Raw genomic sequence first — 24,338 nt, 5'->3', positions numbered from 1 at the left:
GACCCCTTACAGCTTCATCAGGCTGGCGTCGTCGACCGAGGCCGAGTGGCGGGTACGGAACAGCGAGACGATGATCGCCAGGCCGACCACGACCTCCGCGGCGGCGACGACCATCGTGAAGAACGCGATGATCTGGCCGTCGAGGTTGCCGTGCATCCGGGAGAACGCGACGAACGCGAGGTTGCAGGCGTTGAGCATCAGCTCGACGCACATGAACAGCACGATCGCGTTCTTGCGGATCAGGACCCCGGTGGCACCGATCGTGAACAGCAGGGCCGCCAGGTACAGGTAGTTGACCGGATTCACTTCGAGGCCTCCTCACGGCCGAGGCGCTCCGAGGAGGCCTGCTCCAGTGCCTTGAGGTCGTCGATGGCCTGGCTGGAGACGTCCCGGATCTGGCCCCGGGCGCGCAGCGTCCGGTTGACGGTCAGCTCGGAGGGGGTGCCGTCCGGCAGCAGGCCGGCGACGTCCACCGCGTTGTGCCGGGCGTAGACGCCGGGCGCGGGCAGCGGCGGGAGCTGGACGCCCTCGCGGACCCGCTGCTCGGCGAGTTCGCGCTGGGTCGCGGCCCGTTCGGTGCGCTCGCGGTGGGTGAGCACCATCGCGCCGACGGACGCGGTGATCAGCAGCGCGCCGGTGATCTCGAAGGCGAAGACGTACTTGGTGAAGATCAGCTGCGCCAGGCCCTCGACGTGCCCGCCGGAGTTGACGCGGCCGAGCCCGTTGAAGTGGGTGAGCCCGGCGTTGGCGATGCCGCCGATCAGCAGGGTGCCGAAGCCGAGCCCGCACAGGGCGGCCAGCCAGCGCTGTCCCTTGATGGTCTCCTTCAGGGAGTCGGCGGCGGTGACGCCGACGAGCATGACCACGAAGAGGAACAGCATCATGATCGCGCCGGTGTAGACGATGACCTGGACGACGCCCAGGAAGTACGCCCCGTTGGCGAGGTAGAAGACGGCCAGGATGATCATCGTCCCGGCCAGGCTGAGTGCGCTGTGCACCGCCTTCTTCATCAGGATCGTGGCCAGCGCGCCGATGACGGCGACCGTGCCGAGGATCCAGAACTGGATCGCCTCGCCCGTGGAGGTCATGGAGGTGGCGGAGGCGGCGATGGCGCTCATGCGTCCACCTCCGCGGACTGCCCGTTCTCCGGAGCGACTTCGCCCTTGGAGACGGCGACCTGCCGGACGGTGCCCGGGGCGGCCCCGGTCACCAGACCTCGGTAGTAGTCCGTGTCGTCCGTGCCGGGGAAGATCGAATGCGGTGCCTCGACCATGCCCTCGGTCAGGCCGGCCAGCAGCTGCTCCTTGGTGTAGATGAGCGATTCGCGGCTGGAGTCGGCCAGTTCGAACTCGTTCGTCATGGTCAGCGCCCTCGTCGGGCACGCCTCCACGCACAGCCCGCACAGGATGCAGCGCGCGTAGTTGATCTGGTAGACGGCGCCGTACCGCTCGCCCGGGGAGTAGCGCTCCTCCTCGGTGTTGTCCGCGCCCTCCACATAGATCGCGTCGGCGGGACAGGCCCAGGCACACAGCTCGCACCCGATGCACTTCTCCAGACCGTCGGGGTGCCGGTTGAGCTGATGCCGTCCGTGGAAGCGCGGTGCGGTCGTCTTCTGCTGCTCCGGGTACTGCTCGGTGAGGCGCTTCTTGAACATGGCCTTGAAGGTCACGCCGAAGCCCGCCACCGGGTTCTGCCACTTCTCGTCGGACATCTCTCAAGCCTCCTCTCGGTCACTGTCAGTATTCGTCCCGCCACTGACAATCAGCTCCCGCTCGGTGCGGGACCGCCTGCGCGGTACGGGTGCCAGGTGCTGGCCGGGCTTCGGCGGTACGGGGAATCCGCCCGCCAGCGGGTCGAAGGGCTCGGCGTCGTGCACCGCCTCGGCGGCCGCCGTCTTCTTCTCCCGCTTGTCGCGGAAGACGTCCGCGACGAAGGAGAGCAGCAGGATCGCCACGACGGCGCCGCCGACGTAGAGGACGATCTCGCTGAAGTCGTACGCCTCGTTGCGCAGCGCCCGGACGGTGGCCACCAGCATCAGCCAGACCACCGAGACGGGGATCAGGACCTTCCAGCCGAGCTTCATCAGCTGGTCGTAGCGCACGCGGGGCAGCGTGCCGCGCAGCCAGATGAAGAAGAACAGCAGCAGCTGCACCTTGATGACGAACCAGAGCATCGGCCACCAGCCGTGGTTCGCACCCTCCCAGAAGGAGCTGATCGGGTACGGGGCCCGCCAGCCGCCCAGGAAGAGGGTGACCGAGACCGCCGAGACGGTGACCATGTTGACGTACTCGGCCAGCATGAACAGCGCGAACTTGATGGACGAGTACTCGGTGTTGAAGCCGCCGACCAGGTCGCCCTCGGACTCGGGCATGTCGAAGGGGGCGCGGTTCGTCTCGCCGACCATCGTGACGACGTAGATGATGAAGGACACCGGCAGCAGGACGATGAACCAGCGGTCGGCCTGGGCCTCGACGATCGCCGAGGTCGACATCGACCCGGAGTAGAGGAAGACCGAGGCGAAGGCCGCGCCCATCGCGATCTCGTAGGAGATCATCTGCGCGCAGGAGCGCAGGCCGCCGAGGAGCGGGTAGGTCGAGCCGGAGGACCAGCCCGCCAGCACGATGCCGTAGATGCCGACCGAGGCCACCGCGAGGATGTAGAGCATCGCGATGGGCAGGTCGGTCAGCTGCATCGTGGTGCGCTGGCCGAAGATGGAGACCTCGTCGCCGGGCGGCCCGAAGGGGATCACCGCGATGGCCATGAAGGCCGGGATCGCCGCGATGATCGGGGCCAGGACGTAGATGACCTTGTCGGCCCGCTTGACGATCAGGTCTTCCTTGAGCATCAGCTTCACGCCGTCGGCGAGCGACTGGAGCATGCCCCAGGGGCCGTGCCGGTTCGGGCCGATGCGCAGCTGCATCCAGGCGACGACCTTGCGCTCCCACACGATGGAGAACAGCACCGTCACCATCAGGAAGGCGAAGCAGAACACCGCCTTGACGACCACGAGCCACCAGACGTCCCGGCCGAACAGGGACAGGTCCTCGGCAGCGAGTTGAACGGTGTTCACGCGCCCACCTCCGCAGTGGTGTCGCCTGCGCCGGCCGGGGTCGCCGGGCCGATGCGTACGAGGGTGCCCGGGCGGGCGCCGGCGTCGGCGAGGACGCCGGAGCCGGTGGAGTTCAGCGGGAGCCAGACCACGCGGTCGGGCATCTCGGTGATCCGGAGCGGGAGTTCCACGGAGCCGGCCGGGCCGGTGACCGCGAGGACGTCGCCGTTCTTGACGCCGGTCTCGGCGGCCGTGGCGGCCGAGAGCCGGGCGCTCGCCTCGTGCCGGGTGCCGGCCAGGGCGTCGTCGCCCTCCTGCAGCCGGCCGAGGTCCAGGAGGAGCCGGTGGCCCGCGAGGACCGCCTCGCCGGCGCCCGGGCGGGGCAGCACCGCCGTGTCCGCGCTCTGCTCGGCGGCCCGCTCCCCGGCCCACGGGCCGAGCCCGTCGATCTCCCGCCGTACGGCGTGTACGTCGGGCAGTGCGATCGGCCGGTCGGCGGCGTCGGCCAGCATGTGCAGCACGCGGGCGTCGGCCGGGGCGAGCCGGCGGGTCATCTGGTCGGGCTTGAGCGCGGCCTCGAACGGCCTGACCCGGCCCTCCCAGTTGATGAACGCGCCCGCCTTCTCGGCCACCGCGGCGACCGGGAGGACCACGTCCGCGTGGTCGGTGACCTCGCTGGGCCGCAGTTCCAGGGAGACCACGAAGGCCTCCTGGAGGGCGGTCCGCGCGCGGGCCGGGTCCGGCAGGTCGGCGACCTCCACGCCCGCGATCAGCAGGGCCGAGAGCTCCCCGGTCGCCGCGGCCTCGACGATCTGGCCGGTGTCGCGGCCGTAGCGGTGCGGGAGTTCGTCCAGGCCCCAGGCGGTGGCGACCTCGTCACGGGCCCGCGGGTCGGTGGCGGGGCGGCCGCCCGGCAGCAGGGACGGCAGCGCGCCCGCCTCGATGGCGGCCCGCTCACCGGCCCGGCGCGGGATCCACACCAGGGTGGCCCCGGTGACCCCGGCGGCCCGTACGGCGGCGGTCAGCGCGCCCGGTACCCCGGCGAGGCGCTCCCCGACGAGGATGACCGCGCCGGGCAGCCGCAGTGCCCCGGCGGCTTCGGCGCCGCCGGTCTCCAGGCCCGTCCGGGAGGCCAGCGCGTCGAGCCACTCGGGCTCGGTGCCGGGGGCGGCGGCCAGCAGGGTGCCGCCGGCCTTGTCCAGGCCGCGGGTGGCGAAGGGGGCGACGGAGAAGGTCCGCTGCCCCCGCTTGCGGTGGGCCTTGCGCAGCCGCAGGAAGACGCCGGGGGCCTCCTCCTCCGCCTCGATGCCGACGAGCAGCACGGCCGGGGCCGCCTCCAGGGCGGTGTACGAGAGCCACTGCCCGCCGAGGTCGACCCCGTACCCGGCGACCTCCGAGGCCAGGAACTCGGCCTCCTCGGCGCTGTGCACGCGGGCCCGGAAGTCGATGTCGTTGGTGTCGAGCACCACCCGTGCGAACTTGGCGTACGCGTAGGCGTCCTCGACGGTGAGCCGGCCGCCGGTCAGCACCCCGGCCCGGCCGCGCGCGGCGGCCAGTCCGTTCGCCGCGGCTTCCAGGGCCTCGGGCCAGCTCGCCGGCTCCAGCACCCCGGCGGCGCTGCGCACCAGCGGGGTGGTCAGCCGGTCCGGGCGCTGCGCGTAGCGGAACCCGAAGCGGCCCTTGTCGCAGATCCACTCCTCGTTGACCTCGGGGTCCTCGGCGGCGAGGCGGCGCAGCACCTTGCCGCGGCGGTGGTCGGTGCGGGTCGCGCAGCCGCCCGCGCAGTGCTCGCACACGCTCGGGGAGGAGACGAGGTCGAAGGGGCGGGAGCGGAACCGGTAGGCGGCCGAGGTGAGGGCGCCGACCGGACAGATCTGGATGGTGTTGCCGGAGAAGTACGACTCGAAGGGGTCGCCCTCGCCGGTGCCGACCTGCTGGAGCGCGCCGCGTTCCAGCAGCTCGATCATCGGGTCGCCGGCGATCTCGTTGGAGAAGCGGGTGCAGCGCGCGCACAGCACGCACCGCTCGCGGTCCAGCAGCACCTGGGTGGAGATCGGGACCGGCTTCTCGTAGGTGCGCTTCTTGCCCTCGAACCGCGATTCGGCGTTGCCGTGGGACATCGCCTGGTTCTGCAGCGGGCACTCGCCGCCCTTGTCGCAGACCGGGCAGTCCAGCGGATGGTTGATGAGCAGCAGCTCCATCACCCCGCGCTGGGACTTGTCGGCGACCTCGGAGGTCAGCTGGGTCTTGACGACCATGCCGTCGGTGCAGGTGATGGTGCAGGAGGCCATCGGCTTGCGCTGGCCCTCGACCTCGACGATGCACTGGCGGCAGGCGCCGGCCGGGGAGAGGAGGGGGTGGTCGCAGAACCGGGGGATCTCGATGCCGAGCTGCTCGGCGGCCCGGATGACGAGGGTGCCCTTGGGCACGGACAGTTCGACCCCGTCGATGGTCAGCGAGACGGTGTTCTCCGGTGGAACCGCCGCTCCGCCCCCGGAGGCCGCTGGAGTGGTGACGGTCATGCGTTCACCTCCGTGTCGGCCCAGAGGGTCGACTTCCTGGGGTCGAAGGGGCAGCCCTTGCCCGTGATGTGCTGCTCGTACTCCTCGCGGAAGTACTTGAGCGAGGAGAAGATCGGGCTGGCCGCGCCGTCGCCGAGCGCGCAGAAGGACTTGCCGTTGATGTTGTCGGCGATGTCGTTCAGCTTGTCGAGGTCGGACATGACGCCCCGGCCGGCCTCGATGTCGCGGAGCAGCTGGACCAGCCAGTACGTGCCTTCGCGGCACGGTGTGCACTTGCCGCAGGACTCGTGGGCGTAGAACTCGGTCCACCGGGTCACGGCCCGCACCACGCAGGTCGTCTCGTCGAAGCACTGCAGTGCCTTGGTGCCGAGCATCGAGCCGGCGGCGCCCACGCCCTCGTAGTCGAGCGGGACGTCGAGGTGCTCGTCGGTGAACATCGGGGTGGAGGAGCCGCCCGGGGTCCAGAACTTCAGCCGGTGCCCGGGGCGCATGCCGCCGCTCATGTCGAGGAGCTGGCGCAGGGTGATGCCGAGCGGGGCCTCGTACTGGCCGGGGCCGACGACGTGCCCGGAGAGCGAGTACAGCGTGAAGCCGGGGGACTTCTCGGTCCCCATCGACTTGAACCAGTCCTTGCCCTTGTTGAGGATCGCGGGAACGGAGGCGATCGACTCCACGTTGTTGACGACGGTGGGGCACGCGTAGAGCCCCTCGACCGCGGGGAAGGGGGGACGCAGCCGGGGCTGGCCGCGCCGGCCTTCGAGGGAGTCGAGCAGCGCCGTCTCCTCGCCGCAGATGTACGCGCCCGCGCCCGCGTGCACCGTGATGTCGAGGTTGCGCCCGGTGCCGTCGATGTCCTTGCCGAGGTATCCGGCCGCGTACGCCTCGCGTACGGCCTCGTGCAGGCGCCGCAGTACGGGCACCGTCTCCCCGCGCAGGTAGATGAAGGCGTGCTCCGAGCGGATCGCGTAGCAGGCGATGATCATTCCCTCGATGAGGGAGTGCGGGTTGGCGAAGAGGAGGGGGATGTCCTTGCAGGTTCCCGGCTCCGACTCGTCCGCGTTCACGACGAGGTAGTGCGGCTTTCCGTCGCCCTGCGGGATGAACTGCCACTTCATTCCGGTGGGGAAGCCCGCGCCGCCGCGTCCGCGCAGACCCGAGTCCTTCACGTAGGCGATGAGGTCGTCCGGGGTCATCGCGAGCGCCTTGCGCAGGCCCTCGTACCCGTCGTGGCGCCGGTAGGTCTCCAGCGTCCACGACCGTGGCTCGTCCCAGAAGGAGGACAGCACGGGGGCGAGGAGCTTCTCCGGGCTGGTCCCTCCGCCGGTCTCCGGGTGGGAGGTGCCCCCATTGCCCCCGTTGCTCAGTTCGGAAGACACCGACATCACTCCCCTCCCTCGGTGGTGGACTCGCCGCGCGGGTGGACGATCGGGGTGTGCGCGGACTCGCCGCGCGCGATGCGCAGCCCGATCAGGGAGGCGGGGCCGGCGCCGCCGGTCGCCTCGACCGCGCCCTCGCGCTCGTCCGGGAAGCCGGCCAGGATCCGGGCGGTCTCCTTGTACGTGCACAGCGGCGCGCCCCGGGTCGGCGAGACCTCGCGGCCGGCCAGCAGGTCGTCGACCATGGCCTTGGCGGACTGGGGGGTCTGGTTGTCGAAGAACTCCCAGTTGACCATCACCACGGGGGCGTAGTCGCAGGCCGCGTTGCACTCGATGTGTTCGAGGGTGACCTTGCCGTCGGGGGTGGTCTCGTTGTTGCCGACCCCGAGGTGCTCCTTGAGCTCCTCGAAGATGGCGTCGCCGCCCATCACCGCGCACAGGGTGTTCGTGCAGACGCCGACCTGGTAGTCGCCGGAGGGCCCCCGCCGGTACATCGTGTAGAAGGTCGACACGGCGGTGACCTCTGCGGTGGTCAGGCCCAGTACCTCGGCGCAGAAGCGGATGCCGGTGCGCGAGACGTAGCCCTCCTCGGACTGGGTCAGGTGCAGCAGCGGCAGCAGCGCGGAGCGGCTGTCGGGGTAGCGGGCGATGACTTCCCTGGCGTCGGCTTCGAGGCGCTCGCGTACCTCCGCCGGAAAGTCGGGGGCCGGCAGCTGGGGCATGCCCAGCGAGACCCCTTGGTTCGAAGGACTGGCGGTCATCGGTCGACGCCTCCCATCACGGGGTCGATGGAGGCGACGGCGACGATGACGTCGGCGACCTGGCCGCCCTCGCACATCGCGGCCATGGCCTGCAGGTTGGTGAAGGACGGGTCGCGGAAGTGGACCCGGTAGGGGCGGGTCCCGCCGTCGGAGACGACGTGCACGCCGAGCTCGCCCTTGGGCGACTCGACGGCCGCGTACGCCTGGCCGGCCGGTACCCGGAAGCCCTCCGTCACCAGCTTGAAGTGGTGGATGAGGGCCTCCATGGAGGTGCCCATGATGTTCCTGATGTGGTCGAGGGAGTTGCCGAGACCGTCCGGGCCCATCGCGAGCTGCGCCGGCCAGGCGATCTTCTTGTCGGCGACCATCACCGGTCCCGGCTCCAGTCGCTCCAGGCACTGCTCGACGATCCGCAGCGACTGGCGCATCTCCTCCAGGCGGATCAGGAACCGCCCGTAGGAGTCGCAGCTCTCGGTGGTCGGCACGTCGAACTCGTAGTTCTCGTAGCCGCAGTACGGGTCCGACTTGCGCAGGTCGTGCGGCAGGCCGGCGGAGCGCAGGATCGGGCCGGTGGCGCCGAGCGCCATGCAGCCGGTGAGGTCGAGGTAGCCGACGTCCTGCATGCGGGCCTTGAAGATGGGGTTGCCGGTGGCGAGCTTGTCGTACTCCGGCAGGTTCTTCTTCATGGTCTTGATGAACTCGCGGAGCTGGTCGACGGCGCCCGGGGGCAGGTCCTGGGCGAGGCCGCCGGGGCGGACGAACGCGTGGTTCATGCGCAGTCCGGTGATCAGCTCGAAGATGTCGAGGATCAGCTCGCGGTCGCGGAAGCCGTAGATCATGATCGTGGTCGCGCCCAGCTCCATGCCGCCGGTGGCGATGCACACCAGGTGGGAGGAGAGCCGGTTGAGCTCCATCAGCAGGACGCGGATGACGGTGGCGCGGTCCGGGACCTGGTCGGTGATGCCGAGCAGCTTCTCGACGCCGAGGCAGTACGCCGTCTCGTTGAAGAACGGCGTCAGGTAGTCCATGCGCGTCACGAAAGTGGTGCCCTGCGTCCAGTTCCGGAATTCGAGGTTCTTCTCGATGCCGGTGTGCAGGTAGCCGATGCCGCAGCGGGCCTCGGTGACCGTTTCGCCGTCGATCTCCAGGATCAGGCGCAGCACTCCGTGGGTGGACGGGTGCTGCGGACCCATGTTGACGACGATCCGCTCGTCGTCGGCCTTGGCCGCGGACTGGACGATCTCGTCCCAGTCGCCGCCGGTGACGGTGTAGACGGTGCCCTCGGTCGTCTCGCGAGCGGAGGCATGGTTTGACGTGGACATCAGCTGTACGACCTCCGCTGGTCGGGAGCCGGGATCTGGGCGCCCTTGTACTCGACGGGGATGCCGCCGAGCGGGTAGTCCTTGCGCTGCGGGAAGCCCTGCCAGTCGTCCGGCATCATGATCCGGGTGAGGGCCGGGTGCCCGTCGAAGATCAGGCCGAAGAAGTCGTACGTCTCGCGCTCGTGCCAGTCGTTGGTCGGGTAGACGGCGACGAGCGAGGGGACGTGCGGGTCGCTGTCCGGGACGGACACCTCCAGCCGCAGGATCCGGCCGTGCGTGAGCGAGCGCAGGTGGTAGACGGCGTGCAGCTCGCGGCCCTTGTCCCCGGGGAAGTGCACGCCGGAGACGCCGGTGCAGAGCTCGAAGCGCAGGGCCGGGTCGTCACGCAGGGTGCGCGCGACCCGCACGAGGTGTTCGCGGGCGATGTGGAAGGTGAGCTCGCCCCGGTCGACGACCGTCTTCTCGATGGCGTTCGCGGGGACCAGGTCCTGCTCCTCCAGGGCGCCTTCGAGCTCGTCGGCCACCTCGTCGAAGTAGGAGCCGTACGGTCGGCTCGTCGCGCCCGGCATGGCCACGGTCCGCACGAGGCCGCCGTAGCCGCTGGTGTCGCCGCCGCCCGCGGCACCGAACATGCCCTTGCGGACGCCGATGACCTCGGGGCCCTGGGCGCGCGGCGCGGGGACGTTGCTGCCGTTCTCCGGCTCTTGGGTCTCGCTCACCGGAGCAGCCCCTTCATCTCGATGGTGGGGAGGGCCTTGAGGGCCGCCTCCTCCGCCTCACGGGCCGCTTCTTCCCGGTTCACGCCGAGCTTGGAGCCCTGGATCTTCTGGTGGAGCTTGAGGATCGCGTCCATCAGCATCTCGGGGCGCGGCGGGCAGCCGGGCAGATAGATGTCCACCGGGACGATGTGGTCGACGCCCTGGACGATCGCGTAGTTGTTGAACATTCCGCCCGAAGATGCACAAACCCCCATGGAGATGACCCATTTGGGAGCGGGCATCTGGTCGTACACCTGCCGCAGCACCGGCGCCATCTTCTGGCTGACCCGCCCGGCCACGATCATCAGATCGGCCTGGCGCGGGGAGCCGCGGAAGACCTCCATGCCGAAGCGGGCCAGGTCGTACCGGCCCGCTCCGGTGGTCATCATCTCGATGGCGCAGCAGGCCAGTCCGAAGGTCGCCGGGAAGACGGACGACTTGCGCACCCATCCCGCGGCCTGTTCGACGGTGGTCAGCAGAAAGCCGCTCGGCAGCTTCTCTTCCAGTCCCATGGAAAATTCAGCCCCTCAGTCCCATTCCAGGCCGCCGCGGCGCCACACGTAGGCGTAGGCGACGAAGACGGTGAGCACGAAGAGCAGCATCTCGACGAGCCCGAAGATCCCCAGGGAGTCGAAGGTGACGGCCCAGGGGTAGAGGAAGACAACCTCGATGTCGAAGACGATGAAGAGCATCGCCGTCAGGTAGTACTTGATGGGGAAGCGGCCACCGCCGGCCGGCATCGGCGTCGGCTCGATGCCGCACTCGTAGGCTTCAAGCTTTGCCCGGTTGTACCGTTTTGGGCCGATCAGCGTGGCCATGACCACGGAGAAGATCGCAAACCCTGCGCCGAGGGCGCCGAGCACGAGGATGGGCGCGTACGCATTCACGCTCCTCGCTCCTTCCAGTCGTCCTTGACCGTTGGACCGCCGCCGCGTGCCCCGCCTCGCGAAGATCACGCTTTCGATCAAGCGCTTGCATGTGAGGCAGTTCACAAGCCGGACTGGTGCGCATCTTATGCCTGCTCGTCTGTGATCTGCGACACGGGTTGCAACACCGAGTTTGTGATCTCCACCACCTGGCGAACGATCATGAAGTCCGATGAGTGGTGATCTATATACGCGAAGCATCCACATGATCACCAAAGGTGACATCCAAGCCCGTTACCGCAGGTAGAAGGCGGCTTGCCCTATCAAACGATGCCCGGTGCAAGCAAATTAGCAAGAGGGGTGTCGAGCTGATAAGGGAATCGGCATCCCCCGGGCGGGGGAGCCCATGCGTACGGAGGTGGACGCGGGGCAGACGCGGGGGTGGATGGAGGGCGGGCGGGAGCGACCGCGAGGGGCGCGGGACCGCCCGAGGGGCACATCGATGCCCGCACCGCCGGCGGCACCGGGGGCCGCACGAGCGCGCGCATCCGTTCACGAACCTCTCGGCACGTTCACAGGAAGGTCACGGGAGGGGCACAGCGTCCGCATGGCGTGACGTTGCTGTGACCTGCGCCACTCTGAATCAAGCCTTCCGAAAGAGGGCTTGGCCATCTGTGCGGAGTGATGGTAGGTCACGGATCAATTCGGGACTTAATTCCGAAACCCCATGATCACAGCCTTGTGGGAGCCTGTCCGATTCGCCCGTTACGGCGTCAATAAGAAGCCGAGCGCGCCCGGTTCGCGCCTTTCTCGCGCAACTGTGGCGCAAGCCACGTTTCTTGAAGGGAACCCGGGCACCCTGATAGCGGTTGTCCTCATGTCCCACACCGCTCACATACCCAGCCACCGGAAGCCCCGCCGAAGCGCCTCGAAGCTCGCGGTCCGCGCCGGAGTTGCCGGTGGCGTCCTCAGCACCCTGGCCATGGCCGGCACCGCGAGCGCGTCCCCGTCCGCCGAGCCCGTGGCCGAGACGACGCTCGAAATGCCGGTCCTCAACCTGGACCTGGGCGCCGACGTCTCCTCCGCCGTCACCGTGGCCGCCGAGAACACCCGTCTCGCCGCCGTCGAGGGCGAACTGACCGCCCAGGAGGAGAGCGCCCGTACCGGCGCCGCCGCCGAGGCGAAGCAGGCCAAGGAAGAGGCCCAGAAGAAGGCCGACGCCGAGAAGGCCGAGAAGACGGCGAAGGAAGAAGCCGTCCGCAAGGCCGAGGCCGAGCGTTCCAGCCGCAGCTCCGGCTCCGGTTCCGGCTCCGAGCGCACGACGCTCAAGAGCACCGCCGCCCCGCAGGGCACCGGCACCGTCTCCGCCCCGGCCACCGGCTCCGCCGCGGCCATCGTCAACTTCGCCCGCGCGCAGGTCGGCAAGGCGTACGTGATGGGCGGCACCGGCCCGTCCTCCTTCGACTGCTCCGGTCTCGTCCAGGCCGCGTACCGCCAGGCCGGCATCAGCCTGCCGCGCATGTCCCAGGCGCAGTCCTCGGCCGGCACCTCGGTGTCGCTGAGCGCCCTGCAGCCGGGCGACATCCTGTACTGGGGCTCCAAGGGCAGCGCGTACCACGTCGCCATCTACGTCGGCGGCGGCAAGTTCGTCGGCGCGCAGAACCCCAGCACGGGCATCGTCGAGCGCAACCTCAGCTACGACAAGCCGACGGGCGCCGTCCGCGTCCTCTGAGCACCGCTCAGACCGACGCGCCTGGCCCGGCCGAGACACGCCCTGTGGGCCGGTACTCCCCCGCTCGGGGGTGGAGTACCGGCCCTGGGGCCGTTCTTGGCGTTTCCAGGACCGCCGGGGCTGTCCCCGGGCCCCCGGGGCCCTTCTCAGGCCAGCGAGGCCGCCAGCTTGAAGCGGGCCTCCCGCTGCTTCTTGTAGAGCGCGAGCGTCTCGGCGTGCTCCTCGACGAGCCGCTCCTGGTACGCCTTCTCGACCGCGCCCCAGATGCCGACGAGGTTCACCTCGCGCTTGCACGCGACGTCGGCCTTGGCCGCCGTCACGGCCTTCGGACCGCCCTTGTCGTCCTGCAGGCCGAGCTTCTCCACGACGTCGTACGGCGATTCGATCCCGGCGTATCCCGACTTGTCCATGCATGACGACCACTTCTTGAGGGCGTCGAGGACCCGGGAGTCCTGCCCGGAGCGGTCGTGCGCCTCCGAGGCCAGCCCGAACGTGAACAGCAGGTCCACGCTGTCCTTGGTCGGGGCGTACAGCTTGCGGTAGCCCTCGCGCCCGCAGCCGCCGGCCGGCACCTTCTGCCCGGCCGCCGTCAGGCCGCTGTCCACCAGCGCGGCCTCCTCCTCGGTGTTCGCGTCGGGAGCCTTGCCGCCCTGCGCCCCGGGCTGCTCGCCGTTCATCACGACGTACGCGCTGTCGCTCAGCGGCGGCGGAGCGGGCTTCGCCGGGCTCCCCTCCCCCGCGGACTTGTCGTACCCGTGGGCCGCCGCGTACGCCGGATCGGCGAGGCCGAAGAGGTACTCGTGCCGGTCCTCGGCCCCGGCTCCGGCGGCCTCGGCCGAGCGCACGCCCTCGTAGGTGAACCCGTAGCGGGCCATGCACCGGGAGACCAGGGCCTGCTGGACCTGGCCCATCCGGATCCGTTCGGCCCCGGTGTCCGTGTACGCGTCCATCGGCAGGGACAGCGTGGCCGTCGCGGGGTTCACCTCGACGGGACCGAGCTCCGGTTCACCGCCCCCGGAGCCGCCGGTCCCGGCGCAGCCGGCCAGGAGGGCGGCCGCCAGCAGGACGGCGGCCGGGATGGCGGCCGGGGCGGCTGACCGGCGGCGCCGGGAGGTGTTCATCGCGTGGAACTCCTTCTGCCGGATCCGGATTACGGGTGGAGGGTGTACTTGGCCGAGCTGATCTTGTTCTTGAAGTTGGCCGAGGCGTTGCCCGCGTAGTTCGACGGGATCTCTCCGACGTTGCCGCCCAGGTCCTTGTCGGTGCCGACCTTCCAGGCGTAGACGTCCCGGTTCCGGTAGGACTCGGTGGTGTCGTTGATCCAGTTCCCGCTGGCCGAGCAGGAGCCCTGGTACTTGTCGTCGCTGAAGTTCACGTCATTCGTCACCAGGTCGAAGACACAACCGGACTGGTTCTGCCAGTAGAAAAGTCCGAACTCCTGGTTCTCCAGATTTCCGTCGCGCCCCCAGGCGCCCGCCGGACCCGCGGTCCCCAGCAGAATGGCACCGGCCGAAACGGCGGCGACACAGCCGGCCGTCAGCTTGCGCATTGCGTTGTCCATCACGCTTACCTCACTCGTCGGGTGAAAATCGGGGTGTTCGGGGCGGACCGGGTTCAAGCGTTTCCGCCCGGCGGGGATTCAACATCGAACCTCGTGCCGATTCAAGCTTCTTCTCAGCTGATGGACAGTCATTTCTGTTGTCTGATAGGTAACTTGTGGCGAACGGTCCCACGTATCTACTATCTGGCGCGCGCCCTCCCCCCACCCGTCAAACGGATGCGCATAATCCACTCCAACCGCCGCAAGGGAAGCCCGTCGTGCACGCGAGATATGTGACCCCGCTCCTTCTTCTGTGCATTTCACTGACGGCATGCGGTGGCGGCGACAAAGAACCTGTGGCAAGCGACAGCCCGCCTCCCACCGCGGAGGAAATCGCCTACTACGACTGCCTGAAGAAGCAGGGCGTGGCGATCGTTTATACGGACTACGGCGCTCCGCGCGAGGACAAGTCGAAGCCCTGGAACGACGAGGCGCACAAGACCTGCGCACCGATGCTGCCGCCCCCGCCGAAGCCCCAGCCGGCCGATCCCGCCCGGATCGCCGCCGCGCAGAAGGAGTCCGCGTGCCTGCGGGCCGAGGGCATCTCCTGGTACCCGGACCCGGACCCGGTCACCGCCCAGATCGACGATCGCAAGGGCACTCCCGAACAGTGGAGCTCGCTCAAGCGCGACCACCTCGACGCGTTGAAGAAGTGCCGGCCGGAGAGATGAGCGAAGCGGAGCAGGTCGTGGAGCGCACCGAGGCCCCGGCGGCCCCCGGGGACGACCGCGGCGGACTCGCGCGCGGGCGGCGCGTGGTGCTCGCGGTCGTCGGCGGGGCCGCGCTGATGGCGGTCGGCGGGCTGCTGGCGACCACGCTGGTGAAGTCCCCCGCGCAGGTGGCCGCGGAGACCGGCCCGCCCGCGCAGGGGGCCCTGACCGCGGACGTCGAGTGGCGGGTGCTCGCGCAGACCGTGGTCATGCGCGGGACGGTGGTCGCCGACCAGAGCGTCGCCGTGTCCCCGCAGGGGGTGCGCTCCGGCGAGGGGGCGGGCGCGGCCCTGGTGACCAAACTGCCGCTGAAGGCCGGGGACCCGGTCACGGCGGGGCAGCTGATCGCCGAGGTGTCCGGGCGGCCGGTGTTCACCCTGCACGGCGCGCAGCCGATGTACCGCGACCTCAAGCCCGGGGCCACCGGCGACGACGTCGCGCAGCTGCAGCAGGCGCTGCGCGAGCTCGGGCACGGCACCGGCGGCGACGCGAAGGGCGTCTTCGGGGCCGGCACGAAGGCCGCGCTCGCCGCCCGCTACCGGGCCATCGGGTACGAGCCGCTGCCCGCGGTCGCCGACGGGGGTGCGGCCCTGAAGTCGGCGCGGGAGGCCGTGCGGTCCGCGACGTGGGCCGTGGAGGACGCGAGCAGCCCCACCGGCCCGGCGGGCGCGCCCGCGGAGGGCGGCTCCGGCAAGGGCGGGGCCACGCCGGGCCCCGGCGCGACAGCGAGCCCCGGCGTCGGCTCCGGCCCCGGCCCCGGTGCCATTGCCGGCTCCGGCCGGGAGCTCGCGCGGGCGCGGCAGTCCCTCGGCGAGGCCCGGGCGGCGCTCGCCGCCGCCGAGGCCGCCGACGGGCCGATGCTGCCCACCGCCGAGACCGTCTTCCTGGGTTCCTTCCCGGCCCGCGTCAGCTCCGTCGGGGCCCGCGCGGGCTCCCCCGTGGCCGGGCCGGTGCTCACGCTCTCCGGCGGGGAGCTCGTCGTCGAGGCCTACCTCAAGGACGACAAGAGGCAGCTGCTGCGTGCCGGGATGACCGTGGTGATCTCCTCCGAGCTCTCCGGCACCGATGTCCGCGGCAAGGTGGCGGTCGTCGCCACCGAGCGGTCCGCCGCGCAGCCCGCCGGAGCGCAACCGCAGCAGGACCCCGGCCAGAACCCCAAGGGCGGCGGGAGCGGCGGCACGGGCGGCGGGGGCGCCGACCTCGGCTACCGGATGGTGGTCAGCGCCGACCAGCCGCTGCCCGCGGGCTTCGCCGGGCAGGACGTCCGGCTGACCATCGAGTCCGCCGCCACCGACGGCGAGGCGCTCGTCGTCCCGGTCACCGCCGTCTCGGCGGGCACGGACGGACGTACGGTCGTCACCGCCGTGTCCGCCGAAGGCACCCAGCGGCGCATCGAGGTGCGGACCGGCACCACCGGCGACGGCTTCGTGGCCGTCACCCCGGCCCAGGCCGGCGCCCTCGCGGCCGGGACCAAGGTGGTGATCGGGGTCGCGCCCCGCGAGACCCGGGGGAAGACCAAGTGAGGCTCCTGCCCCGGCAGTCGCGCCAGTCCCGGCAATCCTCCGGCGGCACGGGCGGCGAAGGCGGCGAAGGCGAAAGCCCCGTGATCGAACTCCGCGGGGTCGGCCTCATCTACCCCGGGCCGCCGCCCGTCGCGGCCCTGCACCCCTGCGACCTGACCGTCCGGCGCGGCGAGTTCATCACCGTCGTCGGCCCCTCCGGCTCCGGGAAGTCCACCTTCCTCAACGTCGCCGGGCTCCTCGACTCCCCCACCAGCGGCCGGTACCTGCTCGACGGGATCGACACCGCCGCGCTCCCCGACCGGGAGCGCACCGCCCTGCGCGGCCGCCGGATCGGTTTCGTCTTCCAGTCCTTCCACCTCCTCCCCCACCGGTCCGCCCTGGAGAACGTCACCCTCGCCATGCTCTACACCCAGATCCCGCGCGCCCAGCGCCTCGTACGGGCCCGCGAGGCCCTCGGCCAGGTCGGTCTCGGGCACCGGGCCGGCGCCGTGCCCGGCCGGCTGTCGGGCGGCGAGCGCCAGCGGGTGGCGATCGCCCGCGCCCTGGTCGGGCGCCCCTCGCTCCTGCTGTGCGACGAGCCGACCGGCAATCTCGACTCCGTGAACGCCGCGTCCGTCCTCGGGCTGCTGGACGAACTGCACGGAGCCGGGATGACCGTCCTCGTCATCACGCACGACCCCGAGGTGGCCCGGCGCGGCACCCGGACCGTCACCATCCGCGACGGGCGGCTGGATCCTTGAGCGCCGTCGCCCCCACCCGGCTGTCCGTGCGCGACGCCCTGGCCGAGGCCGTCGCCGGAATGCTGCGGCGCCCCGGGCGGGCCGTGCTCACCTCCCTCGGCACCGTCCTCGGCGTGGGCAGCTTCGTGGCCGTGCTCGGCCTCACCGCCACCATCTCCTCGCAGATCGACGCCCGGTTCAACGTCCTGACCGCCACCGAGGTCAGCATCGAGGACGTCGCCGCCCGGCAGAACGAGTTCGCCGGCACCGGCTTCCCCGCCGACGCCGAGCAGCGGCTGCGCGCCGTCGCGGGCATCGAGCACGCCGGGGTGATGTGGACGGTGCGGCTCGACTCGCGCACCGCCGTCGGCCCCCTGCCGTCCGGCGCCGGCGACCCGACCACCGGCGCGGCCGTCGTCGCCGCCTCCCCCGGCGCCGTCGCCGCCCTCGTACCGACCCTCCAGCAGGGCCGGCTCTACGACGACTTCGCCGAGCGCGGCCACGAGCGCGTCGTCGTCATCGGCAGCGGGCTCGCCGCCCGCCTCGGCATCACCACCCTGGCCACCCGGCCCGCCCTCTACATCGGCCAGGAGCCCTTCACCGTGGCGGGCATCGTCGCGGACCTCCGGCGCCGGCCCGAACACCTGATGTCGGTGCTCGTCCCGCGCACCACCGCCGAGCAGCTCTGGGGGCCGCCCTCGCCCGGCGGCGCGACCATGCTGATCTCCACCGAACTCGGCGCCGCCCGCCAGGTCGCCGGCCTCGCCCCGCTCGCGCTGCGGCCCGACCACCCCGAGTACCTCAAGGCCGTCCCACCGCCCGATCCTCGGATGCTGCGCTCCGGTGTCACCGCCGACCTGAGCGCGCTCTTCCTGCTGCTCGCCGGGATCTGCCTGGTCATCGGCGCGGTCGGGATCGCCAACACCACCCTGGTCGCCGTGCTGGAGCGGACCGGGGAGATCGGGCTGCGCCGGGCGCTCGGCGCCCGGGGGCGGCACATCTCGGCCCAGTTCCTCACCGAGTCCGCGGCCCTGGGGGCTCTCGGCGGCCTGGTCGGGACCTCGCTGGGCGAGCTGACCGTGGTCGCCGTCGCCCTCGCCCGGGACTGGACCCCGGTGATCCATCCGGCCACCGTCGCCGCGGCCCCGCTCGCCGGCCTGGTCACCGGGCTGCTTGCCGGGCTCTATCCCGCCTGGCGGGCGGCCCGTGTGGAACCGGCCGAGGCCCTGCGAAGATAGCGGGAGCGCGCCCGGCCGTCAGGGCCGCCCCGACCCGCCCCTGGAGGTGGTGGTCCCGTGAACCCGAAGACGTACGCATCCCACGGCGCCGGCGACCCCGGTGCGGTCCCGGCCGCGCTCGGGCTCGGCCTGCTCGCGGTGGGCGGCTGGCTGCTGACCACCGCCCGCCCCTGGCAGAAGCCCGGCCACCCGCTCGTGCTGGGCCTCGGCTGGACGGCCTCGGGGGCACTGCTGGTGTGCGGGCTGGTCCTGCTGGCCAGGTGCGTGCGTACCGTCCACGGCCGCCCGGACCCGGGCCGGGCCCCGGGCGCGGACGTGCCCGCACCCACCGAAGCGGGCACGGGCACGGGCACGGACGGCTGAGCGGTCGGCTCAGGCCTTCGGGGCCACCTTCGAGAGGCCGTTGATGATGCGGTCCATCGCGTCGCCGCCCGTCGGGTCGGTCAGGTTGGCGAGCATCTTCAGGGTGAACCGCATCAGCACCGGGTGGGTCAGACCGCGCTGGGCGGCGATCTTCATGACCTTCGGGTTGCCGATCAGCTTCACGAAGGCGCGGCCCAGGGTGTAGTAGCCGCCGTAGGTCTCCTTGAGCACCTTCGGGTAGTTGTGCAGCGCCAGCTCGCGCTGGGCCGGGGTGGCCCGGGCCTGGGCCTGCACGATGACGTCGGCCGCGATCTGGCCCGACTCCATGGCGTACGCGATGCCCTCGCCGTTGAACGGGTTGACGAGCCCGCCCGCGTCACCGACCAGCAACAGGCCCTTGGTGTAGTGCGGCTGCCGGTTGAAGGCCATCGGCAGGGCCGCGCCGCGGATCGGCTGCGTCATGTTCTCGGGGGTGTAGCCCCAGTCCTCCGGCATGGAGGCGCACCAGGCCTTGAGGACCTCGCGCCAGTCCAGCTCCTTGAAGGCGGAGGAGGAGTTGAGGATGCCGAGGCCGACGTTGGAGGTGCCGTCGCCCATGCCGAAGATCCAGCCGTAGCCGGGCAGCAGCCGGTCCTGCGCCCCGCGCCGGTCCCACAGCTCCAGCCAGGACTCCAGGTAGTCGTCGTCGTGCCGCGGCGAGGTGAAGTACGTCCGCACGGCCACCCCCATCGGGCGGTCCTCGCGCCGGTGCAGGCCCATCGCCAGGGACAGCCGGGAGGAGTTGCCGTCGGCGGCGACGACCAGCGGGGCGTGGAAGGTGACCGGGGTCTTCTCCTCGCCCAGCTTCGCCTGCACGCCCGTGATGTGACCGGTGCGCGCGTCGCGCACCGGCTCGCCGACGGTGCAGCGCTCGTACAGCCGGGCGCCGGCCTTCTGCGCCTGGCGGGCCAGGGTCTCGTCGAAGTCGTCACGCTTGCGGACGAGTCCGTAGTCCGGGTAGGAGGCGAGTTCCGGCCAGTCCAGCTGGAGCCGCTGGCCGCCGCCGATGATCCGCAGGCCCTTGTTCCGCAGCCAGCCGGCCTCTTCGGAGATGTCGATGCCCATCGCCACCAGCTGCTTGGTGGCGCGCGGGGTCAGGCCGTCGCCGCAGACCTTCTCGCGCGGGAACGCCGTCTTCTCCAGGAGCAGGACGTCCAATCCGGCCTTGGCGAGGTAGTAGGCGGTGGTCGAGCCGGCGGGCCCGGCCCCGACGACGATCACGTCCGCGGAGTGTTCGGAGAGGAGCTCGGTCACTGCGGGATCTCCCGAAGGCTCGATATAGGGTGCCAGGCGGCACCGGACATGTGCAGTCTATGCAGCGAGAGAGATCGCGAACCGAAGGGTGCCTCCGATGACCACCTCGCCGACCCGGCCGCTTCCCGCCGTACAGCTCCGCGTTCCCACCGACGAGGACGCGCGCGCCTGGCATGCGGCCTTCGCCGACCCCGACGTCATGGCGTTCCTGGGAGGTCCCGCGGAACTGTCCGCGTACGAGGAGCTGTCCGCGCGCCAGCGCATGCACGACGCCCAGCTGGGCTACTGCCTGTGGACCCTGCTGGACGCGGAGGGCGCGGTGATCGGCTTCACCGGCGCCCAGCCGTGGCCCCGGGAGAAGGGGTGGGGACCGGTCGGGGAGATCGAGATCGGCTGGCGGCTGGGCCGCTCCGCGTGGGGCCAGGGCTACGCGTACGCCGCCGCGCTGGCCACGCTGGAGCGGGTCCGCGCGGCCGGTGTCCCGCACGTGGTGGCGATGATCGACGCCCGCAACGCGCGTTCGGTGGCGGTGGCGGAGCGTCTGGGCATGGCCCTGGAGGAGGAGTTCACCACGCCGGCCGGCAACCCGGCCCGTCGCTACGTCCTGTCCTTGCGGGACGAGTAACCGGGAGCCGTGCTTCAGAAGACGGACAGGCCCGTCAAGGTCGTGAAGCGGTCGAGGGCGGCCACGCCCGCCACCGAGTTGCCCCGGGCGTCCAGGCCCGGGCTCCACACCGCGAGGGTGCACTGCCCGGGGACGACGGCGACGATGCCGCCGCCCACCCCGCTCTTGCCGGGCAGCCCGACGCGGTAGGCGAACTCGCCCGCCGCGTCGTACGTCCCGCAGGTCAGCATCACCGCGTTGATCTGCTTGGCCTCGCTGCGCGTCAGCAGTCGCGTGCCGTCCGCGCGGAGCCCGTGCCGGGCCAGGAAGCGCCCGGCGCGGGCCAGGTCGGCGCAGCTCATCTCGATGGAGCACTGCCAGAAGTAGTGCTCCAGCAGCGCGGGGACCGGGTTGTCGATGTTCCCGTACGAGGCCATGAAGTGGGCGACGGCCGCGTTGCGGTCGCCGTGCTCCTGCTCGGAGGCCGCGACCTCGGCGTCGAAGCCGATGTCCGGGTTCTGGCTCTCCAGCCGCAGGAACTCCAGCAGCTCGCTGCTCGCGTCGCCCGTCAGGGTCTGGAGCCGGTCGGTGACCACGAGGGCGCCCGCGTTGATGAACGGATTGCGCGGAATGCCGTTTTCGTACTCCAGCTGGACGAGCGAGTTGAACGGGTTGCCGGAGGGCTCCCGGCCGACCCGCTCCCACAGGCTGTCGCCGCCCTCCGCCAGGGCCAGGGCGAGCGCGAAGACCTTGGTGATCGACTGCGCGGAGAAGGGGACCCGCCAGTCCCCCACCCCGAAGACGTTGCCGTCGAGGTCGGCGATGGCCATCCCGAACTGCCGCCGGTCCACGCAGGCCAGCGCCGGGATGTACTCGGCCGGAGTGCCGCTGCCGATCAGCGGGGCGATGTCGGCGGCGATCCGCTCCAGCAGGGGCCCGTAGTCCATGGGCGGGGCGTCTGGCACGGCGGTCAGTCCTTGATGCCCCGGTGCAGCGCGACGATGCCGCCGCTGAGGTTGCGCCAGGCGACCTTGGACCAGCCGGCCTTCTGCAGCAGGGCCGCCAGCGCCGGCTGGTCGGGCCATTCGCGGATGGACTCGGCGAGGTACACGTACGGGTCGGGGTCGGACACCACCGTGCGGGCCACCGGCGGCAGCGCCCGCATCAGGTACTCCATGTAGACCGTGCGGAACGGCGCCCAGGTGGGCTGCGAGAACTCGCAGATGACGACCTGCCCGCCGGGCTTCGTCACCCGGTACAGCTCGCGCAGGGCGGCGTCGGTGTCCTGGACGTTGCGCAGCCCGAAGGAGATCGTCACGGTGTCGAAGACGTCGTCCTTGAACGGCAGCTTCGTCGCGTCACCGGCGGTCAGCGGCAGCCAGGAGTGCCTCTTCTTGCCCTCCATGAGCATGCCCAGGGAGAAGTCGCAGGGGACGACGTACGCCCCGGTGGCGGCGAAGGGCAGCGAGGAGGTGGCGGTTCCGGCGGCCAGGTCGAGGACCACGTGCCCGGGTCGCGCGCCGACCGCCTTGGCGACCTCCTTGCGCCACAGCCGGGCCTGGCCCAGCGAGATGACGTCGTTGGTGAGGTCGTATTTCGCCGCGATGCCGTCGAACATGGAGGCGACTTCGTGCGGCTGCTTGTCCAGGGAAGCCCTTGTCACTGGCGTTCGCCCCTCGGTGTGCGATGCGGATCGGCGGGTACGCACCCATCCTCTCAGGCCGCGCCCCCCGCGAGCCGCGGGGGCTCCGACACCCCCGCCCGCCTTACCCACCGGACAGGTGTCGGAAACTGTTCCGAAGGACAGTTACGCCACGCCCCGGCGGACACGTTGACTGACACGGTGCGGCCCGGTGAGGGTCACCCACTGGATCGGTGACCGAATCGTGGCCGGTCCGGCAGTGGCCGCCGCGAACAGGAAGCTTCACGATGCCGGCAGGCCATTCCAGCGGTCGCTCCCGCCGCAGCAGCCCGCGCGCCCAGCGCCGGGCCGAGCGGCGCAAGCGGCTGCGGCGCACGATCCTCCTCGGCTCGGCGGCCCTCGCCGTGGTCTCGGCGACCGCGTACACACTGCTGCCCCAGGACGACGACGCGAAGGCCGCCGCGGGCCGGGCCGCGGCCAAGCCCGACCCGACGGCCGGGGAATCCGGCGACGGCTCCGCGAACGCCGTCCCGCAGGGCGGCCAGCAGTCCCCCTCCCCGCAGCCGTCCGCCTCACCCGCGGCATCTCCCCCGGCCTCGCCGACGCCGTCGCCCGACGCTGCGAAACCCACCCAGCCGGGCGCCTTCAAGGCCTCCGCCACCGCCGGCAAGGCGCAGGGCAAGGGGGCCGCGCGCCGCTGGCGGATCGAGGTCGAGGAGGGCAGCGGGGTCGACCCGGAGTCGGCCGCCCGCTCGGTCGAGGCGATCCTCGGGGACCGGCGCGGCTGGACCCAGGACCCGAAGTACGGCTTCCAGCTCGTCGGGGCGGGCCAGCCGGTCGATTTCACCATCAAGATCGCCACGCCCAAGACCACCGACCGCCTGTGCGAGGTGGTCACGCCCGAGCTCATCGGCGAGACCAACTGCAGCACGGGGCACACCGTCGTGGTCAACCTCAAGCGCTGGCAGGAGGGTTCGCCGCAGTTCAACGGCACCCCCGAGGAGTACCGGGCCCTGATCATCAACCACGAGGTCGGGCACGAGCTCGGCCGCGGACACGAGGGCTGCCCGGGCGCCGGCAAGCCCGCTCCGGCGATGATGCAGCAGATCAAGGGACTGCAGGGCTGCAAGTCCAACGCCTGGCCGTACGACTCCGATGGAACCTACCTGTCCGGTCCACACGTCCTATAGGGGGGAGAGCCGGCCACAGGACGGACCGGCCGGGGGGCAAGGAGAAAACGTGCGCGTCGTCAGCTTCAGCGTCCCGGCGTGGTTCCCCTCGTACGAGGAGCCGGGCGCGGAGGAGCAGGCGCCGTGCGAGGACGTGCCGGGCGGCTCCGCGCCCGACGGGGACCGGCCCGCCGACGCCCAGCTGACCGAGCAGGAATCGGCGGTGTTCCTGTGCCTGGCCACCGGCGCCTCCAACCGGGAACTCGCCGCCGAGCTCCAACTCTCCGTCAGCACGGTCAAGTTCCACGTGGTCAACATACGGGCCAAGCTGGGCGGCATCAGCCGCCTGCAGGCCTGCCTGCTCGCCGCCCTCGCCCGGGAGGACACCCGGCGCGCCGGGGACACCGCCCGCCGCGGCGGGGAGAACGGGCTCAGCGACGACGGTGCAGCAGCCGCCCGCCGATGACCGTGGCCACGCACGTGGTCGCACCCTGCTCCAGCAACTCGGCCTCGTCCGCCACCGCGAAGACCGCGAAGCGCGCCGGAACCCCCGCCTCCAGGATCCCGTGGAAGGCCTCCGCCGCAGCACCCCGCCCTGCGAACGGATCCAGCGCGGGCAGCCCCTCGTAGGCGGCGGGCGGCAGGATCGTCAGCCCGGACCGCGACACCGCCGTGCGCACCGCCGGGATCGTGAAGCGGCCGCAGACCGCCACCACCCCACGGGCCAGCAGCCGCTGCGTACCGCGCCGGGCGCTGTGGCCCCACCGCGGCTCGGTCATCTTCAGCGCCTCCAGCGCGGCCGCCCCCCGGATCGGGTCGGCGCCGAGCTCGGTGACCTCGTACGGGTCGTCCGGGTAGTACGTGCGCTCCAGCAGCTCGTCCGCCCCGCGCACCACCAGCCCCGGGGTGATCACCCCGGGCCAGCGGCGGGTCCGGGCGTGCGGGTGGGCCGCGGCGACCTCCTCGTACGGCCCCACGCGGGCGATCCGGTCGCCGTCGACGAGGACCGCACCGCCGGGCAGCGGCGCGGATCCCGGCCCGGGGACCAGGAGTTCGGCGGTGTGCAGCGTCAGCATCGGTCGGCGGGCGTC

Annotated in this window: 26 protein-coding genes; 9 read left to right on the top strand and 17 right to left on the bottom strand. The window is 71.4% G+C overall.

What is annotated here, in order from left to right; translation table 11 throughout:
- Positions 1–6: 6 nt before the first annotated feature.
- From nuoK to ACFY0D_RS31405, 11 genes are read right to left on the bottom strand one after another with little or no spacing between them, the layout of a single operon-like run.
- Complete coding sequence (nuoK, locus tag ACFY0D_RS31455) at positions 7–306, bottom strand: NADH-quinone oxidoreductase subunit NuoK (RefSeq protein WP_030653455.1); 300 nt, start codon at positions 304–306, stop codon at positions 7–9.
- Positions 303–1,118: an NADH-quinone oxidoreductase subunit J gene (locus tag ACFY0D_RS31450; RefSeq protein ID WP_390801364.1), complete on the bottom strand. Its 816-nt coding sequence runs from the start codon at positions 1,116–1,118 to the stop codon at positions 303–305. Before ACFY0D_RS31450 ends, nuoK begins: the two co-directional genes overlap by 4 nt.
- Positions 1,115–1,711 (bottom strand): NADH-quinone oxidoreductase subunit NuoI, encoded by a 597-nt coding sequence (nuoI, locus tag ACFY0D_RS31445; protein WP_390801363.1) that lies wholly within the window; start codon positions 1,709–1,711, stop codon positions 1,115–1,117. Before nuoI ends, ACFY0D_RS31450 begins: the two co-directional genes overlap by 4 nt.
- A gap of 3 nt (positions 1,712–1,714) precedes the next feature.
- Complete coding sequence (gene nuoH / locus ACFY0D_RS31440; RefSeq protein ID WP_390801362.1) at positions 1,715–3,070, bottom strand: NADH-quinone oxidoreductase subunit NuoH; 1,356 nt, start codon at positions 3,068–3,070, stop codon at positions 1,715–1,717.
- A complete protein-coding gene (locus tag ACFY0D_RS31435; protein ID WP_390801361.1) occupies positions 3,067–5,571 on the bottom strand; it encodes an NADH-quinone oxidoreductase subunit G in 2,505 nt (834 codons plus the stop codon). The genes nuoH and ACFY0D_RS31435 overlap by 4 nt, the downstream gene beginning before the upstream one ends.
- On the bottom strand, positions 5,568–6,953 hold the full coding sequence (nuoF, locus tag ACFY0D_RS31430; protein ID WP_390801360.1) for an NADH-quinone oxidoreductase subunit NuoF: 1,386 nt from the start codon (positions 6,951–6,953) through the stop codon (positions 5,568–5,570). The genes ACFY0D_RS31435 and nuoF overlap by 4 nt, the downstream gene beginning before the upstream one ends.
- Entirely contained in the window at positions 6,953–7,708 is a 756-nt protein-coding gene (gene nuoE / locus ACFY0D_RS31425; RefSeq protein ID WP_390801359.1) for an NADH-quinone oxidoreductase subunit NuoE, read from the bottom strand. The genes nuoF and nuoE overlap by 1 nt, the downstream gene beginning before the upstream one ends.
- The gene (locus ACFY0D_RS31420) at positions 7,705–9,030 is read right to left on the bottom strand and encodes an NADH-quinone oxidoreductase subunit D (protein WP_390801358.1); all 1,326 of its coding nucleotides are present in this window, start codon (positions 9,028–9,030) and stop codon (positions 7,705–7,707) included. The genes nuoE and ACFY0D_RS31420 overlap by 4 nt, the downstream gene beginning before the upstream one ends.
- Entirely contained in the window at positions 9,030–9,749 is a 720-nt protein-coding gene (locus tag ACFY0D_RS31415) for an NADH-quinone oxidoreductase subunit C (RefSeq protein WP_390801357.1), read from the bottom strand. The genes ACFY0D_RS31420 and ACFY0D_RS31415 overlap by 1 nt, the downstream gene beginning before the upstream one ends.
- Positions 9,746–10,300, bottom strand: coding sequence for an NADH-quinone oxidoreductase subunit B family protein (locus ACFY0D_RS31410; protein WP_007265818.1), 555 nt, complete (start codon positions 10,298–10,300; stop codon positions 9,746–9,748). Before ACFY0D_RS31410 ends, ACFY0D_RS31415 begins: the two co-directional genes overlap by 4 nt.
- A gap of 15 nt (positions 10,301–10,315) precedes the next feature.
- On the bottom strand, positions 10,316–10,675 hold the full coding sequence (locus ACFY0D_RS31405; RefSeq protein WP_030010013.1) for an NADH-quinone oxidoreductase subunit A: 360 nt from the start codon (positions 10,673–10,675) through the stop codon (positions 10,316–10,318).
- A gap of 856 nt (positions 10,676–11,531) precedes the next feature.
- Between ACFY0D_RS31405 and ACFY0D_RS31400 the strand changes: the two genes are divergently transcribed.
- Positions 11,532–12,386: a C40 family peptidase gene (locus tag ACFY0D_RS31400; RefSeq protein ID WP_390801356.1), complete on the top strand. Its 855-nt coding sequence runs from the start codon at positions 11,532–11,534 to the stop codon at positions 12,384–12,386.
- 146 nt (positions 12,387–12,532) lie between these two features.
- Here the strand turns inward: ACFY0D_RS31400 and ACFY0D_RS31395 are convergent, their stop codons facing one another.
- Both ACFY0D_RS31395 and ACFY0D_RS31390 read right to left on the bottom strand, forming a co-directional pair.
- The gene (locus ACFY0D_RS31395; protein WP_390801355.1) at positions 12,533–13,507 is read right to left on the bottom strand and encodes a hypothetical protein; all 975 of its coding nucleotides are present in this window, start codon (positions 13,505–13,507) and stop codon (positions 12,533–12,535) included.
- A 29-nt stretch (positions 13,508–13,536) separates the two neighbouring features.
- The gene (locus tag ACFY0D_RS31390) at positions 13,537–13,947 is read right to left on the bottom strand and encodes a hypothetical protein (RefSeq protein WP_390801354.1); all 411 of its coding nucleotides are present in this window, start codon (positions 13,945–13,947) and stop codon (positions 13,537–13,539) included.
- A gap of 335 nt (positions 13,948–14,282) precedes the next feature.
- Here ACFY0D_RS31390 and ACFY0D_RS31385 point away from each other — a divergent pair, with 335 nt between their 5' ends.
- The 5 genes from ACFY0D_RS31385 (at position 14,283) to ACFY0D_RS31365 (ending at position 18,539) form a co-directional block, all read left to right on the top strand.
- Complete coding sequence (locus ACFY0D_RS31385; RefSeq protein WP_390801353.1) at positions 14,283–14,657, top strand: hypothetical protein; 375 nt, start codon at positions 14,283–14,285, stop codon at positions 14,655–14,657.
- A complete protein-coding gene (locus ACFY0D_RS31380) occupies positions 14,654–16,219 on the top strand; it encodes a peptidoglycan-binding protein (protein WP_390801352.1) in 1,566 nt (521 codons plus the stop codon). The genes ACFY0D_RS31385 and ACFY0D_RS31380 overlap by 4 nt, the downstream gene beginning before the upstream one ends.
- A gap of 80 nt (positions 16,220–16,299) precedes the next feature.
- Positions 16,300–16,959, top strand: a complete 660-nt coding sequence (locus tag ACFY0D_RS31375) for an ABC transporter ATP-binding protein (protein ID WP_390801351.1) — start codon at positions 16,300–16,302, stop codon at positions 16,957–16,959.
- Positions 16,956–18,176: an ABC transporter permease gene (locus ACFY0D_RS31370; RefSeq protein WP_390801350.1), complete on the top strand. Its 1,221-nt coding sequence runs from the start codon at positions 16,956–16,958 to the stop codon at positions 18,174–18,176. Before ACFY0D_RS31375 ends, ACFY0D_RS31370 begins: the two co-directional genes overlap by 4 nt.
- Positions 18,177–18,233: 57 nt before the next feature.
- Positions 18,234–18,539, top strand: a complete 306-nt coding sequence (locus tag ACFY0D_RS31365) for a hypothetical protein (protein WP_390801349.1) — start codon at positions 18,234–18,236, stop codon at positions 18,537–18,539.
- A 9-nt stretch (positions 18,540–18,548) separates the two neighbouring features.
- On the opposite strand, the gene ACFY0D_RS31360 is transcribed toward ACFY0D_RS31365, so the two are convergent.
- Positions 18,549–19,832 (bottom strand): geranylgeranyl reductase family protein, encoded by a 1,284-nt coding sequence (locus tag ACFY0D_RS31360; protein WP_327263888.1) that lies wholly within the window; start codon positions 19,830–19,832, stop codon positions 18,549–18,551.
- Between the two features lie 97 nt (positions 19,833–19,929).
- On the opposite strand from ACFY0D_RS31360, the gene ACFY0D_RS31355 reads away from it, so the two are divergent.
- Positions 19,930–20,457, top strand: a complete 528-nt coding sequence (locus ACFY0D_RS31355) for a GNAT family N-acetyltransferase (protein ID WP_390801348.1) — start codon at positions 19,930–19,932, stop codon at positions 20,455–20,457.
- Between the two features lie 14 nt (positions 20,458–20,471).
- Here ACFY0D_RS31355 and ACFY0D_RS31350 read toward each other — a convergent pair whose 3' ends face one another.
- Together ACFY0D_RS31350 and ACFY0D_RS31345 are read right to left on the bottom strand one after the other, a co-directional pair.
- Complete coding sequence (locus tag ACFY0D_RS31350; protein WP_390801403.1) at positions 20,472–21,383, bottom strand: glutaminase; 912 nt, start codon at positions 21,381–21,383, stop codon at positions 20,472–20,474.
- 23 nt (positions 21,384–21,406) lie between these two features.
- Positions 21,407–22,099 (bottom strand): demethylmenaquinone methyltransferase, encoded by a 693-nt coding sequence (locus ACFY0D_RS31345; protein WP_301368029.1) that lies wholly within the window; start codon positions 22,097–22,099, stop codon positions 21,407–21,409.
- Between the two features lie 266 nt (positions 22,100–22,365).
- Here ACFY0D_RS31345 and ACFY0D_RS31340 point away from each other — a divergent pair, with 266 nt between their 5' ends.
- Positions 22,366–23,268, top strand: a complete 903-nt coding sequence (locus ACFY0D_RS31340) for a DUF3152 domain-containing protein (RefSeq protein WP_390801347.1) — start codon at positions 22,366–22,368, stop codon at positions 23,266–23,268.
- A gap of 49 nt (positions 23,269–23,317) precedes the next feature.
- Positions 23,318–23,713, top strand: a complete 396-nt coding sequence (locus ACFY0D_RS31335; RefSeq protein ID WP_390801346.1) for a response regulator transcription factor — start codon at positions 23,318–23,320, stop codon at positions 23,711–23,713.
- On the opposite strand, the gene ACFY0D_RS31330 is transcribed toward ACFY0D_RS31335, so the two are convergent.
- The gene (locus tag ACFY0D_RS31330) at positions 23,679–24,323 is read right to left on the bottom strand and encodes a hypothetical protein (RefSeq protein WP_390801345.1); all 645 of its coding nucleotides are present in this window, start codon (positions 24,321–24,323) and stop codon (positions 23,679–23,681) included. The genes ACFY0D_RS31335 and ACFY0D_RS31330 overlap by 35 nt on opposite strands.
- Positions 24,324–24,338: the final 15 nt, after the last annotated feature.

Source organism: Streptomyces sp. NPDC001502 (genome assembly GCF_042894785.1).
GTDB classification, from domain to species: domain Bacteria; phylum Actinomycetota; class Actinomycetes; order Streptomycetales; family Streptomycetaceae; genus Streptomyces; species Streptomyces kutzneri.
This window is presented reverse-complemented; position numbering and strand designations above follow the sequence as displayed.

Bases quoted from the DNA above. Each gene is read 5' to 3' on its own strand.
- nuoF (WP_390801360.1), bottom strand. From the start codon at position 6,953: ATGTCGGTGTCTTCCGAACTGAGCAACGGGGGCAATGGGGGCACCTCC.
- ACFY0D_RS31420 (WP_390801358.1), bottom strand. From the start codon at position 9,030: ATGTCCACGTCAAACCATGCCTCCGCTCGCGAGACGACCGAGGGCACC.
- ACFY0D_RS31340 (WP_390801347.1), top strand. From the start codon at position 22,366: ATGCCGGCAGGCCATTCCAGCGGTCGCTCCCGCCGCAGCAGCCCGCGC.
- ACFY0D_RS31410 (WP_007265818.1), bottom strand. From the start codon at position 10,300: ATGGGACTGGAAGAGAAGCTGCCGAGCGGCTTTCTGCTGACCACCGTC.
- ACFY0D_RS31380 (WP_390801352.1), top strand. From the start codon at position 14,654: ATGAGCGAAGCGGAGCAGGTCGTGGAGCGCACCGAGGCCCCGGCGGCC.
- ACFY0D_RS31450 (WP_390801364.1), bottom strand. From the start codon at position 1,118: ATGAGCGCCATCGCCGCCTCCGCCACCTCCATGACCTCCACGGGCGAG.
- nuoI (WP_390801363.1), bottom strand. From the start codon at position 1,711: ATGTCCGACGAGAAGTGGCAGAACCCGGTGGCGGGCTTCGGCGTGACC.
- ACFY0D_RS31395 (WP_390801355.1), bottom strand. From the start codon at position 13,507: ATGAACACCTCCCGGCGCCGCCGGTCAGCCGCCCCGGCCGCCATCCCG.
- ACFY0D_RS31330 (WP_390801345.1), bottom strand. From the start codon at position 24,323: ATGCTGACGCTGCACACCGCCGAACTCCTGGTCCCCGGGCCGGGATCC.
- ACFY0D_RS31435 (WP_390801361.1), bottom strand. From the start codon at position 5,571: ATGACCGTCACCACTCCAGCGGCCTCCGGGGGCGGAGCGGCGGTTCCA.
- nuoE (WP_390801359.1), bottom strand. From the start codon at position 7,708: ATGACCGCCAGTCCTTCGAACCAAGGGGTCTCGCTGGGCATGCCCCAG.
- ACFY0D_RS31355 (WP_390801348.1), top strand. From the start codon at position 19,930: ATGACCACCTCGCCGACCCGGCCGCTTCCCGCCGTACAGCTCCGCGTT.
- ACFY0D_RS31350 (WP_390801403.1), bottom strand. From the start codon at position 21,383: ATGGACTACGGGCCCCTGCTGGAGCGGATCGCCGCCGACATCGCCCCG.
- ACFY0D_RS31400 (WP_390801356.1), top strand. From the start codon at position 11,532: ATGTCCCACACCGCTCACATACCCAGCCACCGGAAGCCCCGCCGAAGC.
- ACFY0D_RS31390 (WP_390801354.1), bottom strand. From the start codon at position 13,947: ATGGACAACGCAATGCGCAAGCTGACGGCCGGCTGTGTCGCCGCCGTT.